12 protein-coding genes and 2 tRNA genes are annotated in these 13,491 nt (G+C 59.0%); 9 read left to right on the plus strand and 5 right to left on the minus strand.

Going from position 1 to position 13,491, the window contains the following annotated elements:
- Positions 1 to 27: 27 nt before the first annotated feature.
- Positions 28 to 255, minus strand: a complete 228-nt coding sequence (locus J5276_RS10740; RefSeq protein ID WP_112155222.1) for a hypothetical protein — start codon at positions 253 to 255, stop codon at positions 28 to 30.
- 103 nt (positions 256 to 358) lie between these two features.
- Between J5276_RS10740 and J5276_RS10745 the strand changes: the two genes are divergently transcribed.
- Entirely contained in the window at positions 359 to 634 is a 276-nt protein-coding gene (locus tag J5276_RS10745; RefSeq protein ID WP_112155301.1) for a hypothetical protein, read from the plus strand.
- Positions 631 to 951: a hypothetical protein gene (locus tag J5276_RS10750; RefSeq protein ID WP_065702712.1), complete on the plus strand. Its 321-nt coding sequence runs from the start codon at positions 631 to 633 to the stop codon at positions 949 to 951. Before J5276_RS10745 ends, J5276_RS10750 begins: the two co-directional genes overlap by 4 nt.
- A 160-nt stretch (positions 952 to 1,111) precedes the next feature.
- Here the strand turns inward: J5276_RS10750 and J5276_RS10755 are convergent.
- A tRNA-Pro gene (locus J5276_RS10755) sits at positions 1,112 to 1,188 on the minus strand.
- A gap of 264 nt (positions 1,189 to 1,452) precedes the next feature.
- Here J5276_RS10755 and J5276_RS10760 point away from each other — a divergent pair.
- On the plus strand, positions 1,453 to 1,872 hold the full coding sequence (locus tag J5276_RS10760; protein WP_003511854.1) for a hypothetical protein: 420 nt from the start codon (positions 1,453 to 1,455) through the stop codon (positions 1,870 to 1,872).
- A gap of 389 nt (positions 1,873 to 2,261) precedes the next feature.
- The gene (gene mqo, locus J5276_RS10765) at positions 2,262 to 3,995 is read left to right on the plus strand and encodes a malate dehydrogenase (quinone) (protein WP_162632937.1); all 1,734 of its coding nucleotides are present in this window, start codon (positions 2,262 to 2,264) and stop codon (positions 3,993 to 3,995) included.
- Positions 3,996 to 4,258: 263 nt separating this feature from the next.
- Here mqo and J5276_RS10770 read toward each other — a convergent pair.
- Positions 4,259 to 4,333 (minus strand) — tRNA-Gln (locus J5276_RS10770).
- 202 nt (positions 4,334 to 4,535) lie between these two features.
- Between J5276_RS10770 and J5276_RS10775 the strand changes: the two genes are divergently transcribed.
- On the plus strand, positions 4,536 to 5,444 hold the full coding sequence (locus tag J5276_RS10775; RefSeq protein ID WP_112155221.1) for an MBL fold metallo-hydrolase: 909 nt from the start codon (positions 4,536 to 4,538) through the stop codon (positions 5,442 to 5,444).
- Positions 5,445 to 5,567: 123 nt separating this feature from the next.
- On the opposite strand, the gene J5276_RS10780 is transcribed toward J5276_RS10775, so the two are convergent.
- The gene (locus J5276_RS10780; protein WP_112155220.1) at positions 5,568 to 6,488 is read right to left on the minus strand and encodes a DUF1499 domain-containing protein; all 921 of its coding nucleotides are present in this window, start codon (positions 6,486 to 6,488) and stop codon (positions 5,568 to 5,570) included.
- Between the two features lie 507 nt (positions 6,489 to 6,995).
- Here J5276_RS10780 and J5276_RS10785 point away from each other — a divergent pair.
- From J5276_RS10785 to J5276_RS10795, 3 genes are all read left to right on the plus strand, one after another.
- Positions 6,996 to 8,360, plus strand: coding sequence for a dicarboxylate/amino acid:cation symporter (locus J5276_RS10785; protein WP_065661285.1), 1,365 nt, complete (start codon positions 6,996 to 6,998; stop codon positions 8,358 to 8,360).
- Between the two features lie 192 nt (positions 8,361 to 8,552).
- The gene (locus J5276_RS10790) at positions 8,553 to 8,885 is read left to right on the plus strand and encodes an MliC family protein (RefSeq protein ID WP_041694318.1); all 333 of its coding nucleotides are present in this window, start codon (positions 8,553 to 8,555) and stop codon (positions 8,883 to 8,885) included.
- A 181-nt stretch (positions 8,886 to 9,066) separates the two neighbouring features.
- Complete coding sequence (locus J5276_RS10795; RefSeq protein WP_003511845.1) at positions 9,067 to 9,339, plus strand: hypothetical protein; 273 nt, start codon at positions 9,067 to 9,069, stop codon at positions 9,337 to 9,339.
- On the opposite strand, the gene ppdK is transcribed toward J5276_RS10795, so the two are convergent.
- The gene (ppdK, locus tag J5276_RS10800; protein ID WP_112155219.1) at positions 9,317 to 12,043 is read right to left on the minus strand and encodes a pyruvate, phosphate dikinase; all 2,727 of its coding nucleotides are present in this window, start codon (positions 12,041 to 12,043) and stop codon (positions 9,317 to 9,319) included. The two genes, J5276_RS10795 and ppdK, sit on opposite strands and share 23 nt — an antisense overlap.
- Before the next feature lie 228 nt (positions 12,044 to 12,271).
- Between ppdK and J5276_RS10805 the strand changes: the two genes are divergently transcribed.
- Positions 12,272 to 13,249 carry a VOC family protein gene (locus tag J5276_RS10805; RefSeq protein ID WP_112155218.1) on the plus strand — a complete coding sequence of 326 codons (978 nt, stop codon included), beginning with the start codon at positions 12,272 to 12,274 and terminating at the stop codon, positions 13,247 to 13,249.
- The last annotated feature ends 242 nt before the right edge of the window (positions 13,250 to 13,491 follow it).

Below are 13,491 nucleotides of genomic sequence, written 5' to 3' on the forward strand. Positions count from 1 at the left end.
TTTGAAAGCCTTTGGATCAGGCCTCGTTTAAAACACGAACATGTAAAGCAGAATGATCACAAAAATCGGAACACCCATCGCCCACAGTGCAATACCTTTTAGCATGTTATCCTCCATCGTTGTTGTGGTGGGATAACGGTTGAGGCGCAGTTGCGTTCCCTGCGACTGCGCTGACGACGGCTTCATCGCAGTCGATAACGTCAAACGCATCAAGTTTTCGACGCTTGGCAGAGCCCAGAAGATGGCCAGCGTCATGGCGCTGTGTTCAGGCCCGGTTAATGACCGACACCTCACTCTCTCAGCAATGGAACTGCGTGGTTCAGCGCACGTTAGTGTCCGTCATTGGGAGATGAAGATTATGAAAATTCTGACTGCAGCGATCTGCCTGGTTTCGGTGGGCATCCTAAGCGGCTGTGTCGATGATCGGGGCTACCGTAGCGGCGGATATTATACGACAGGCGTGTACTACCGCACTTATGAACGCGATCGCCACTACCGTGACTATGACCGTCGCGACTGGCGCGACCGGAGGGATTGGCGCGACCGGAGGGATTGGCGCGATCGGAGGGATTGGCGCGATCGGAGGGATTGGCACGATCGTCGCGACTGGCGCGGTGATTACCGCTACCGATGATCGACTGGACCTACATTCAAGACCATTGGGATTGGGCGGGGCACATTCTAGAGGCCGTCATCATGGCGGCGATTGTCGCCGTTCTGTTTCGCCTGCTCGTTAGCTGGCGAATGGCGTGGATAATCGGGCTGGCCTTCGCCGCCGGTCATTTTCATGGCAGGGAAAAGCGGGACTACGAGGTGTCCGTAGAAATGCCTCCTCCCCATCTGGAGGGTTATTACTTCTGGAATTGGTCCTGGGATGGTTTAACCGACTTCTGGCCGACGGCTCTTGTTTGCGTTTTGCTCATTCTCCCGTTGGCGAGGAGGAGAAATTGACCTTCCGTGCAATCACCAAAGTCGTGATTTGCAGCCGCGGACGCCGAATGCGTTTACCCGTCCGGTTTTAAACGGTCAGGTCTCCGTACGATGCCTTGATCCAAGGATCTTCAGAAGTGTTGGGATCATTTGAAAGCCCTGGGAGATATTGGGCTTAAGCTGGTCGGAGTGAGAGGATTCGAACCTCCGACCCCGTCGTCCCGAACGACGTGCGCTACCAGACTGCGCTACACTCCGTGACCAGCGGCGCTTCTATAGACCAGCCTCCAGCATTCGACAAGCGGCATATTGCATTTTTTGTGACAAGTTTTCAACGCGCTGCGAAGGGCGGTCGCCAAGTGCCTGCCGCACCGGGCGGCGTGTGTGAAAACGTTACAAAAAAGCAATTGTGGCAGGAAATTTTCGTCAAGCGGCACAGCTCCCCTGCCCGTCGCCGCCAAATCTGCTAGGGGAACGTAATGACCGGCGGGAAGCCGGACACGGCACAAAGGACATTTCACCATGCTATTTCGCAGCGTAACGCTCGCAGGGCTCGCCATTGCGCTCTCCGCCTGCACGACATCGACGGGCTCTGCCCCTTCCTTCACCCAGAAGAGCCCCGTTGAAACGCGGTGGGTCGGTCAGTCCGCAGGTATTTTCTTTGCAAAATTCGGCCCGCCGCTGAGCGACACGGAAACCGGCAGCTCGACCATCTATAACTGGCGCGGCGGTTACAAGAAGGCCACCATTCCGGCCAAGTTCGAAGAAGGCAAGGACGGCAAGAAGGGTCGCCAGATTTCGCCCGCCCGCACCGCCTCGCTCTCCTGCACGGTTCAGCTCACCGTCTCCAGCGACTACACGATCACTTCGGTACGCACGGTTTCCGACCGCCCCGGCGTCAACGGCCCGAGCTATTGCGCGGAATTCCTCGCCGCAAACTGAGTTTTCGTCCAGCTGACGAAACGAGCCAAGGCCTGCCCTAACCGGCGGGCCTTTTCACTTTTTTGCGATTATTCTCATTTTTCCTGAATTTTTTTCACACGGACCAGCGCAACCTGATCCGCCAAGCGCGGCAAACGCCGAATTGACGGCGTTTTCGCGATATTCGCGCTTGAGACACTTTCAACCGTTTGAAAGCACCGTCTAATCCTCGCAACCACAAAAATGACAATCCGCAAAATGGCAAAAACTGCAAATGCGACCTTATGTCCCGGCAAAATCCCCCCAAAAGCGCTTGAACTGGAGTGAATAAGTCAGGGTTGTGCCTGTTTCGGCTTTGATGTAACGGGGCGGCTGGGAGGAGTGTTTTTAACACAAAACAAGAATCAGGTATGGCCGTGACTCCCATCGATCAAGACAAATCCCAGCTCACTGATCTTTCCTCAGACGCGCTTCCCTCCCATGCGCTTCCAATGAACCGCAGACAGGTTCTCGGCACTGCGCTCGCAGGGCTTGCAGCGACAGCGCTGCCGACATCCTCGCTTCTCGCCAATACGGCTACCAAGAAGGTCGACGTGCTTCTGATTGGTGGCGGCATCATGAGCGCGACGCTCGGCGTGTGGCTGCGTGAACTGGAGCCAACCTGGTCGATGCAGATGCTCGAGCGACTGGACGGCGTGGCGCTTGAAAGCTCCAACGGCTGGAACAATGCCGGCACCGGCCATTCCGCGCTTGCCGAACTGAACTACACGCCGGAAGACGACAACGGCAACATCAAGATCAGCCAAGCCGTCAACATCAACGAATCCTTCCAGATTTCCCGGCAGTTCTGGGCATGGCAGGTGCGTAACGGCGTTTTGAAGAACCCGCGCTCCTTCATCAACCACACGCCGCATATGAGCTTCGTCTGGGGCGATGAGAACATCGCCTATCTCGAAAAGCGCTTCGAGGCGCTGAAGGCAAGCCCGCTTTTTGCCGGCATGGAATATTCCAGCGACCCCGAGCAGCTTAAGAAATGGGTGCCGCTGATGATGGAAGGCCGCGATCCTTCCCAGAAGATCGGCGCGACCTGGTCGCCGCTCGGCACCGACATGGAATTCGGCGAGATCACCCGCCAGTTCGTTTCGCATCTGCAAAGCGACCGGAATTTTGACCTGCAGGTCAACAGCGAGGTTTCCGATATCCAGCGCAATGCCGATGGCAGCTGGCGAGTGACCTATAGCAACCTGAAGACCGATGCAGAGCAGACCGTGGATGCGAAATTCGTGTTCATCGGCGCCGGCGGCGGTGCGCTGCATCTGTTGCAGATGTCCGGTATTCCGGAAGGCGACAATTACGCCGGTTTCCCGGTTGGTGGCTCGTTCCTGATCAACGACAATCCTGACGTGACGATGCAGCATCTGGCCAAGGCCTACGGCAAGGCCTCGGTCGGCTCGCCGCCCATGTCGGTTCCACACCTCGATACCCGCGTGCTTGGTGGCAAGCGCGTCATCCTGTTTGGACCTTTCGCCACCTTCTCCACCAAGTTCCTGAAGGAAGGCTCCTATTTCGATCTCGTCTCCTCCGTCACGACAAGCAATGCCTGGCCGATGGTGCGCGTCGGCATTGATGAATATCCGCTGGTGGAATATCTCGCCGGCCAGCTGATGATGTCGGACGACGACCGCTTTGCCGCGTTGAAGGAATATTTCCCGAACGCGAAACAGGGCGAATGGCGTCTGTGGCAGGCGGGCCAGCGCGTGCAGATCATCAAGCGCGACGAGGAAAAGGGCGGTGTACTCAGGCTCGGCACGGAAATCGTCGCCGCGCAGGATGGCAGCATCGCCGGTCTGCTCGGCGCCTCCCCTGGCGCCTCCACGGCCGCACCGATCATGCTGAGCGTTCTGGAAAAGGTCTTCAAGGACAAGGTGGCGACACCGGAATGGCAGGCCAAGATCCGCCAGATCGTTCCGAGCTACGGCACCAAGCTCAATGACGACCCGGAAAAAGTTCAGCAGGAATGGGCTTATACGGCCGAGCACCTGCAATTGCCGACCCCGCCGCAGATCGATCTTGGCGCGCTGAAGGGCGCGGGAGCGGCACCTGCTGGCGCGCCGGTGAAGAAGGTTCCGGATATCGCGCTTTAAGGCTTAGCCGCGATTTTAAGTTTGGACGCCGCGTGTCTTTGGATGCGCGGCGTTTTTGTTTAAGCAGGCCTTTAACACACACGCGTCATCCTGGCCTCTTCGCGAGGATTCATGGATTTCAACGGCTTGTGGATTCTTGGGTCAAGGCTGGTGATGACGGAGGACAGGTTTTCGCGCGTCACAACATCCGGGATCGCAGTGAAATGGTACGGCTGATAGATGCACGCCGGCACCTGTGCACGCTGTTCTGATTTTGGAAGTGATGGCTGGGGCGCCAGGATTCGAACCTGGGAATGCCGGTACCAAAAACCGGTGCCTTACCGCTTGGCGACGCCCCAACAGGGCAGCTTGGGCGAAACGCCGCTGCCTGAACCGGGCCTGATTAGCAAAGCCTGCCCGACGCGGCAATGACCTGACGGCTTATTTTTTCACAAAATCCAAGCTTTTTGGATGCCGTGCCTGACATGGCATGTTAGGGCTTGGCGATTGCGCGGCTGAGGCTGCGGCTCTGCGTGGCATGGCATATTTCAGGAGGTCTTGATGGCGGACCCGGCATTCGATCTCGATTTCAGGCCGGCCTATGGCGAGGCGGTTCCCGTTGCCCCGCTCATCCAGCGCATCACCGTCAACAATCCTTCCGCGTTTACCTTCCATGGCACCAACTCCTATATCGTCGGCGACCGGTCCGTTGCCGTCATCGATCCCGGCCCGGAGGATGAGGCGCATTTTCAGGCGCTGATGGCGGCGCTTGATGGACGCGAGGTCACCCATATCTTCGTCAGCCACACCCATCGCGATCACTCGCCGCTTGCGCAGCGGCTGCGGCAGGCGACCGGCGCTATCACAGTTGCGGAAGGCCCGCACCGCGCCGCTCGGCCACTGCATGTGGGTGAGACCAATCCCTTTGCCGAAAGTTCCGATACGGCTTTCGCGCCGGATGTGACACTTGGCGACGGGCAGCGCCTTTCCGGCGACGGCTGGGCGCTGACGGCGCTGCACACGCCGGGGCACACCGCCAACCACGCCGCTTTCGCACTGGAAGGCAGCGGCATCGTCTTTTCCGCCGATCACGTCATGGCCTGGGCCACCACCATCGTCGCACCGCCTGATGGGTCGATGAGCGATTACATGGCCTCGCTGGAGCGCCTGCTCGCCCGCGACGACCGGCTGTTCCTGCCCGGCCATGGCGGCCCGGTCAACGATCCCGCAGCCTTCATGCGCGGGCTTCGCGCCCACCGCCGCATGCGGGAACGGGCAGTTCTGAAGCGCATCCGGGAAGGCGACCGGCGGATAGCCGATATGGTGAAGGTGATCTATGCCAGCACCGACAAACGCCTGCATGGGGCTGCGGCACTTTCCGTGCTCGCGCATATCGAAGACCTGATCGAAAAGGGCGAGGTGCGGACCGAGGGTGCGCCTTCGTTGCTGGGGGAATATTTTCCGGCGTGAGGCAGGCGTCTGGGCGTAACGCTCATATCGGCGTCATCATATCCGGTTCAAACATTTCAACCACCGTCGCATTTTCCCGTCGTTCCGGCCTTGAGCCGGAATGACGAAGAGGGAAACTAAGCCTTAATTGTCGTTCAGGCCCTGCATTTCCGCATCCAGCGCATCGAGATAGGCTTCTGCGATTGCTGCACCCATGCCGAGATCGTGCGGGCCGTAACGGGAGGCAACGCGCACATCGACGATCGTGGTTTCCGCCTCCTCTTTCAGGCGGATGAGGATGTCGAAACGCAGGCCCCAGATGCGCGTGCGCTTTTCGCCCTGCATCAGCACCACGCCGCTGCCGTTAAAGAAGGTGGGCTGCGGTGCCTCGACCGGCCGTGCCATGGGAACCGGCACGATGGAGGGCAGGTCCTCTACCGGCGCTTCCTCGGTGGGCTGAGACTTGTCCTGTTCGGGAACACCGACGGAGGGCGGCTCCACCGTGCCGATGACGCCTTTAGTATGGGTGATGCGGATGCTCTGGGCGGCGGCCATTTTTTTGGCGGCTGTGTAGATGCGGTCTATCGCACCTTCATAACGGCGTCCGGCAAGGCTCGCATAGGTCACCGCCTGCGCGTCCCGGTCCGCTTTTGCAACAGTGGCCGGTCTTGCCAGCCATTGCTGATTGGCAACGGGCGGCACCAGCCATTCCGGCGCATCGGCAAGATCGGTGGAGATGTCGTAAATCTTTGGCTGCTGCCAGTACAGAAATGCGCCGTAACCGACGACGCCGAGCGGCAGCGCCGACAACAGCAGCGCGGCAAGCGCAGAAAGGCCGCCGCGCGCACCCGTGGTCCATAGCCGTTCAAGACCAACCAACGCCAGAAGCATTGCCACCAAAGCGATTCCAGCGGCAATCATCAGCAGGCCGACGAGATCGGGCGTTGTCAACGGTCCGAAACGGTGGATGCCAGCGGCGACAAGAAAAAGCGCCAGCGCCGCCATACCGAGATAGCGGGAAAGATAGGCTGCAACTGAAAAAGGCCGGACGAAACGCACAGTCATGGAAGCGGATATCCGTTAGATCGCATTGGCGTAAAAGCGTTGCACCCGAAATCTGGCAAGGGAATCACCTGCATATGATGTCATAGACCGGATTTGCGGTTAGGAAAACAAGGACGGGTCTGATCTGCGGGTAAAGTGCGTAAACCCACGTTTGTCGCGCCGGACTTGATCCGGCATCCAGCCACGGTGCGTCTGCATGCTGAAAGAAGCCTCCCGCGATCAAGGACTTGATCGCAATGGACCCCGGATCTGGTCCGGGGTGACGGAGTGGGAACGCAACGGCCTCAGCCTACATCGTTTTGAGCGCGTGAAAGGCTGCGTCCACGATAGAGCGGAATATTTTTCCGCATTATCTCCCTTTAAGAGAATAATGCATCGGCAGTGCAACAAATACGCAAGCTCATCCCTTATTTGCTGAGGAAATCGGCGTATTCTTCGTCCCTTCCTTCGAGAATGCGTGTAAAAAGTGCATTATCCTCGTTTTCTTGCATAAAAAAGAGACAAGCCATGTCACAGGCAACGACGCCAGCCCGCTCATCCGGGTCAAAACCCTTTTATCGCAACTTCGGCTTTCAGGTTCTGATCGCCATGGTCATCGGCCTGCTGCTCGGGCTCGTTGCGCGCAATATCGGTCCTGATGCCGCCGGCAGCCCGAACTGGCTTTCCGTGACGTTGCAGACCATCGGCAGCATTTTCGTGCAGCTGTTGCGCGCGCTGGTGCCGCCGCTGATTTTCACGGCCATCGTCGCCTCCATCGCCAATCTCAAGAACCTCTCCAATGCGGCAAAGCTCGTCTGGCAGACGCTTCTGTGGTTCGCCATCACGGCGCTGATCGCCGTGGTCATCGGCATCGTCCTTGGCCTCGTCATTCAGCCGGGCGTGAACACCGCGATTGCCAATACGGCAGCGGCAGCACCCTCCTCCACCGGTTCCTGGCTCGACTTCCTGAAGGGTCTCGTGCCGGCCAACGTGTTCGGCCTCGAGGCCTCGACCAAGGTCAATAACGGTTCCGCCAGCACCTCGCTGAACTTCAACGTGTTGCAGCTGCTCGTGGTGTCGATTGCTTTTGGTGTCGCGGCGCTGAAAGCGGGCAAGGCGGCGGAGCCGTTCCTTGCCTTCAACCAGTCGCTGCTTGCCATCGTGCGCAAGATCCTGTGGTGGGTCATCCGCCTCACGCCCATTGGCACCATCGGCCTGCTCGGTCGCGCCGTTGACCAATATGGCTGGACGACGCTTTCGCAGCTTGGCTGGTATGCGGCGGCCGTTTATATCGGGTTGGCGCTGGTTCTCTTCGTGGTCTATCCGGCGCTGCTTCTCGCCCATGGCCTGAAGCCATCGCGCTTCTTTGCGGGCGCATGGCCGGCAATCCAGCTCGCCTTCGTGTCGCGCTCCTCCATCGGCACCCTGCCCGTCACCGAAACCGTGACGGAAAAGAGCCTCGGCGTGCCGCGCGAATATGCCGCCTTCGCCGTGCCGCTCGGCGCCACCACCAAGATGGACGGCTGCGCCGCCATCTATCCGGCGATTTCGGCGATCTTCATCGCCCAGTTCTTCCAGGTGCCGCTCGGCATTCAGGACTATGTGCTGATCGTGTTCGTCTCGGTGCTTGGCTCGGCCGCAACGGCGGGCCTGACGGGTGCCGTGGTGATGCTGACGCTGACGCTCTCCACGCTCGGTCTCCCGCTCGAAGGTGTTGGCCTGCTGCTCGCCATCGACCCGATCCTCGACATGGGCCGCACGGCCGTCAACGTCGCCGGTCAGGCGCTGGTGCCCACCATCGTCGCCAAACGTGAAGGCATTCTGGACGAGGCAGTCTACAACAACGCCAAGGACATCGAGGCACTCGATGACCGCGACGCGGTGGCCGCCTGAGTGAAGAACGAATGAAAGTGGTGCCGCCGAGGTGGTACCTTCATATCTCCATGACGGGCGCCGCTATCACTTTAGCGATGCCCACATTGACAATAATCCCAAAAATATTGAAGTATAAATTTGCGAATCATCAATTTTAACTGCAATTACCCTAATATAATTATGGGAAACAAAATTGCACCGAGAAAAAATATGAAAAAATCGTCTATAATTCTCCTGAGTATTTTCTCCTTCATTGCATTCCCTAATTTGACCGCAGCAGCGGGAACAACTGTTGATTCCGTGTCCTATTCGTGCGCCAAGAACGAAGTCCTACGTGTAGTTTACGTCAACGGCGCCGATGGAAAAAGCTTCGCGATCCTGCAGCAGATGGAAGAAATGATACCTATGGCGGAAACAATATCGGCGTCCGGAGCGGTTTATAACGCAATCGACCCGAACTATAGCTACACTTTGCGCACGAAAGGCAGCAACGCCTCGCTTGAAGATAGCAGGGGCACGATACTGGACGGCTGCTCAGAGTAATAATGCAAAACAAGAACGGGTGGCGGCCGCGGACATCCCTGGCGTGAAAAGAAGATTGCGGCATCAGGCAATAGACGATGCAACTTTCCAGTCTTCACCCGCTTTTCCCGATCATGAATCAGGCGTATCAATCGCGGCAATAAAAGTGCCGCCCGGCTGTCATGTTCTAGGGAGAAACAAAATGCGCGTTTCCATCGTCTTAGGTTCGCTCGCCGCTCTACTGGCGCTCACCGCCTGCCAGACGCTGACGCCGGAAGAGCGCCGGGCGCGGGATGAGGCGACATGCCGGGGTTATGGTTTCCGCCCCGGCACCGACCCCATGGCGGGTTGCCTTCTCGATCTGGAAATGGATCGTCGCGCCGACAACCGCGCCTGGCAGGCGCAGATGAACCGCGACATGTTCTATCGTCCGGTGGTGGTGGAGCGGCGGATCATCGTCCAACCAAACCCCTGACCGGAATGAAGGCGACATTGCTGGCGGTTTCACCCTGCCTTGCCCTTGCGGCAAGTGTCGCCTGCGCGGCGGCAAGACGCGCGATGGGCACGCGGAAGGGCGAGCAGGACACGTAGTCGAGATCCGCATCCTCGCAGAAATGGATCGAGGCCGGATCGCCGCCATGTTCGCCGCAGATGCCGAGTTTCAGCTCCGGACGCGTCTGGCGGCCGCGCTCGGCGGCAATGCGGATCAACTCTCCCACACCATCGAAATCGAGCGAGATGAACGGATCGCGTTCAATAATGCCCTTGCGCTGATAGGTATTGATAAAACGTGCCGCGTCATCGCGGGAAATCCCGAAGGTCGTCTGCGTCAGATCGTTGGTGCCGAAGGAGAAGAACTCCGCAGCTTCCGCAATCACATGTGCGCGCAGCGCCGCACGCGGCAATTCGATCATGGTGCCGGTCAGATATTCGAGCGTCATGCCGGTCTCTTCCGCCACCTCGGCGGCCACCGTGTCGATGACAGCCTTGACGTAATCGAGTTCGGACCGGAGGCCGACCAGCGGCACCATGATCTCAGGCACGACAGGTGCACCGGTGATGCGCGCCGCCGCAACCGCAGCCTCAAAAATAGCGCGCGCCTGCATTTCGGCAATTTCGGGATAGGAAATGGCAAGCCGGCAGCCGCGATGGCCGAGCATCGGGTTGAATTCGTGCAGCGCATCCAGCCGCTGGCGGAATACGGTCTGCGGCATGCCCATGGCGGCGGCGACCTCTACGATCTCGCCATCGCTCTTCGGCAGGAATTCGTGCAGCGGCGGATCAAGCAGGCGGATCGTCACCGGCAGGCCGTGCATGATCTGGAAAAGCTCGGTGAAATCCGAACGCTGCATCGGCAAAAGCCGGTCAAGCGCTGCCCGCCTGCCCTTTTCGCTTTCGGCGAGAATCATCTCGCGCATCACATGAATGCGGTCGCCTTCAAAGAACATATGCTCGGTGCGGCAAAGACCTATACCTTCTGCACCGAAAGCACGGGCGGCGCGGGCATCGGCCGGTGTATCGGCGTTGGTGCGCACTGTCATACGGCGCAGATTATCGGCCCATTGCATCAGCTTGCCGAAGTCGCCTGACAGTTCAGGCTGCGTCATCGGCACTTCACCTTTCATCACCCGGCCGGAAGAGCCGTCGATGGTGATGACATCGCCGCGTTTCAGCATGCAACCAACGCCGATCAGCACCTTGTTGCGCATATCGACGCGCATCGAACCCGCACCGGTAACACAGGGAATGCCCATGCCGCGCGCTACCACGGCGGCGTGGCTGGTCATGCCGCCTCGCGTCGTCAGAATGCCTTCGGCGGCATGCATGCCGTGAATATCTTCCGGACTGGTTTCGATGCGGACCAGAATGACGCTTCGGCCTTCGGCTTCCGCAGCGACCGCTTCTTCCGAGGTAAAGACAATCTCGCCGGTTGCCGCACCCGGGGAGGCAGGCAGGCCGGAGCCGATGATGGGCCGGGAAATACCGGGATCGATGGTGGGGTGCAGCAATTGGTCGAGCGATGACGGCTCGATGCGGCAGACGGCTTCTTCCTGCGAAATCAGCCCATCCTCGACCATATCGACGGCGATTTTCATGGCGGCGCGTGTGGTGCGCTTGCCGGAACGGGTCTGGAGCATCCAGAGCTTGCCGCGCTCGATGGTAAATTCCAGATCCTGCATGTCGCGATAGTGGGTCTCCAGCCGCTTGCAGATCACCATGAACTCGGCGAAAGCCTCCGGCATCAGCTTTTCCATGGAGGGTTTGTCGGAACCCGACGCCAGCCTCGCAGCCTCGGTGATGGATTGCGGCGTGCGGATGCCCGCCACCACATCTTCACCCTGGGCATTGACGAGGAACTCACCGTAAAGCTCCGCCTCTCCGGTGGAGGGATTGCGGGTGAAGGCAACGCCGGTTGCCGATGACGAGCCGAGATTGCCAAAGACCATGGCCTGGACGTTGACCGCCGTGCCCCAGTCGCCGGGAATATTGTGCAGGTGTCGATAGGTCACGGCGCGATGGTTCGTCCAGCTGGCAAAGACTGCACCGATCGCGCCCCAGAGCTGAACATGGCAATCCTGCGGGAAAGCCTCTCCCAACTCGTCCTCGATCAGTTGCTTGTAAAGCGCAACGACATGCTGCCACTCGACCGCCGACATATCGGTATCGTATTCATGGCCGAGCCGGCCTTTCTCGTCTTCGAGAATTTCCTCGAACAGCTCATGGTCGAGACCCATGACGACATCGGCATACATCTGGATGAAGCGGCGATAGCTGTCCCAGGCGAAACGGGCGTCGCCCGCATCGTGGCCCAGCGCCTGCACCGTGCGGTCGTTGAGGCCGAGATTGAGCACCGTGTCCATCATACCCGGCATGGAGGCACGCGCGCCTGATCGAACCGACAACAGCAGCGGCGTCTGGCTGCCGTCGAATGTCTTGCCGGTCACGGCTTCCATGCCGTGAAGGCCGGCCATGACCTGCAGCTTCAGCTCTTCGGGGAGATCGCGGCCGTTCTTGTGATAAAGGGCGCAGGCATCGGTTATGATGGTGAGGCCGGGGGGAACGGGAAGGCCGAGACTTGCCATTTCGGCAAGGTTTGCACCCTTGCCGCCCAATATAGCAACGTCACCTGCCCGGCCTTCGGCAGCACCGTTGCCGAAGGTATAAACCCACTTTTTCATTCCACGCTCTCCACCCAGAAGCGTTGTCATTTTTCTATCATCTACAGCATTGGCAGCATGTTGGAAACGCCACAACGTCCAGTTTACATCGCAGTGCAGCATAATTGCGGCGAATTGCGCGCCAGAATTGCCGCAAAAGCAAAATAACAGCGTTACTGACGCATTCGTGTAGTGCGCAGAAACGGAGTGTTCCCTAAGCCATCCACATCGCCCAAAAAGAGATTATTCATGCAATTTACTCGCCGCCACACGTTGAAATTTGCCGGAATTTCTTGCGCCGCCACCGCCCTTGCCGGTGCTCTTAGAGCAGAAGGCGCCCCACCCGCAGCAAGTGCAGGCATCGCCCTTCCCTTTGCGCTGACCACGCCGATGCATGTCAGTCAGGCGGCGCTTCGGGTGCGCGATCTCGATCAGATGATCGATTATTACCGTTCCGTGCTCGGGTTGAATGAGGTTGCGCGCAACGCACGGGGCGTGACGCTCGGCGCCGGCACCGTTCCCCTGCTTGATCTCGTTCACAAGCCAACGGCGGATTATGAAAGCCCCACCTCAGCCGGCCTGTTCCACATCGCCTATCTGATGCCCACCCGCAAGGATCTGGCGCGGTGGCTGGTACATGCGGCGTTAAGGCAGGTGCCGCTCACAGGCTTTGCCGACCATAATGTCAGTGAAGCGGTCTATCTCAACGATCCCGAAGGCAACGGCATCGAGGTTTACAGCGACCGGCCGAAGGACACATGGGTCTGGAGCGGCAGCGTGGTTAAAATGGGGACCGAACCGCTCGACGTCGATGATCTCGTAACGCTGACCGACACCAAAAAGAGCGATTACGAGGCCGCACCTTCCGGAATGCGCATCGGGCATATTCACCTTCGGGTCGGCGAGATTGCCACCGCACGCGCTTTTTACGAGGAAGCCGTTGGTCTCAAACCGACGCAGGATGCCCGTTCGGATGCCTCCTTCCTGTCATCGGGTGGATATCACCACCATCTGGCCGTCAACACATGGAACAGCCGGGGGGCGAAAGAGCGCAACGCCACCGAAACCGGCCTCGACTGGTTCTCTCTTGCCATCAAAAATACCACGGACCTTGAAGCGCAGAAAACGCGGCTGCGGGCGGCCGGTTATGTGCTGGTGGAGATGGAAAACAAGGTTGTGGAAGCGATTGATCCGTGGGGCACGCGGCTGCGGTTGGTGCCGGTGTAAGAGGGCGGCAAGTCGGCTGGTCTCCTGTGACTGGTTGAGGAACGACGGACGCTAGGCACAAGACCAAAAAAAAGCCTTGCGAGGCCACGGCAGCGACCTCGCAAGGCTTTCCATCCGGTACAGGAAACCGGATGGGGGGTCTGAAAAGAGCCCAAATTCCTTTCAAAAAGACATAGCAAAATGCCGCGCATTGTCGCCCACCCGAATGGGTGATGCGGCCAGATAAATTCGCGATGGACAAG

The organism is Agrobacterium sp. S7/73 (assembly GCF_019355535.1).
GTDB lineage: Bacteria > Pseudomonadota > Alphaproteobacteria > Rhizobiales > Rhizobiaceae > Agrobacterium > Agrobacterium tumefaciens.

Coding starts and splice junctions, on each gene's coding strand:
- J5276_RS10740 (WP_112155222.1), bottom strand. CDS start 255: ATGACGCTGGCCATCTTCTGGGCTCTGCCAAGCGTCGAAAACTTGATG.
- J5276_RS10745 (WP_112155301.1), top strand. CDS start 359: ATGAAAATTCTGACTGCAGCGATCTGCCTGGTTTCGGTGGGCATCCTA.
- J5276_RS10750 (WP_065702712.1), top strand. CDS start 631: ATGATCGACTGGACCTACATTCAAGACCATTGGGATTGGGCGGGGCAC.
- J5276_RS10760 (WP_003511854.1), top strand. CDS start 1,453: ATGCTATTTCGCAGCGTAACGCTCGCAGGGCTCGCCATTGCGCTCTCC.
- mqo (WP_162632937.1), top strand. CDS start 2,262: ATGGCCGTGACTCCCATCGATCAAGACAAATCCCAGCTCACTGATCTT.
- J5276_RS10775 (WP_112155221.1), top strand. CDS start 4,536: ATGGCGGACCCGGCATTCGATCTCGATTTCAGGCCGGCCTATGGCGAG.
- J5276_RS10780 (WP_112155220.1), bottom strand. CDS start 6,488: ATGACTGTGCGTTTCGTCCGGCCTTTTTCAGTTGCAGCCTATCTTTCC.
- J5276_RS10785 (WP_065661285.1), top strand. CDS start 6,996: ATGTCACAGGCAACGACGCCAGCCCGCTCATCCGGGTCAAAACCCTTT.
- J5276_RS10790 (WP_041694318.1), top strand. CDS start 8,553: ATGAAAAAATCGTCTATAATTCTCCTGAGTATTTTCTCCTTCATTGCA.
- J5276_RS10795 (WP_003511845.1), top strand. CDS start 9,067: ATGCGCGTTTCCATCGTCTTAGGTTCGCTCGCCGCTCTACTGGCGCTC.
- ppdK (WP_112155219.1), bottom strand. CDS start 12,043: ATGAAAAAGTGGGTTTATACCTTCGGCAACGGTGCTGCCGAAGGCCGG.
- J5276_RS10805 (WP_112155218.1), top strand. CDS start 12,272: ATGCAATTTACTCGCCGCCACACGTTGAAATTTGCCGGAATTTCTTGC.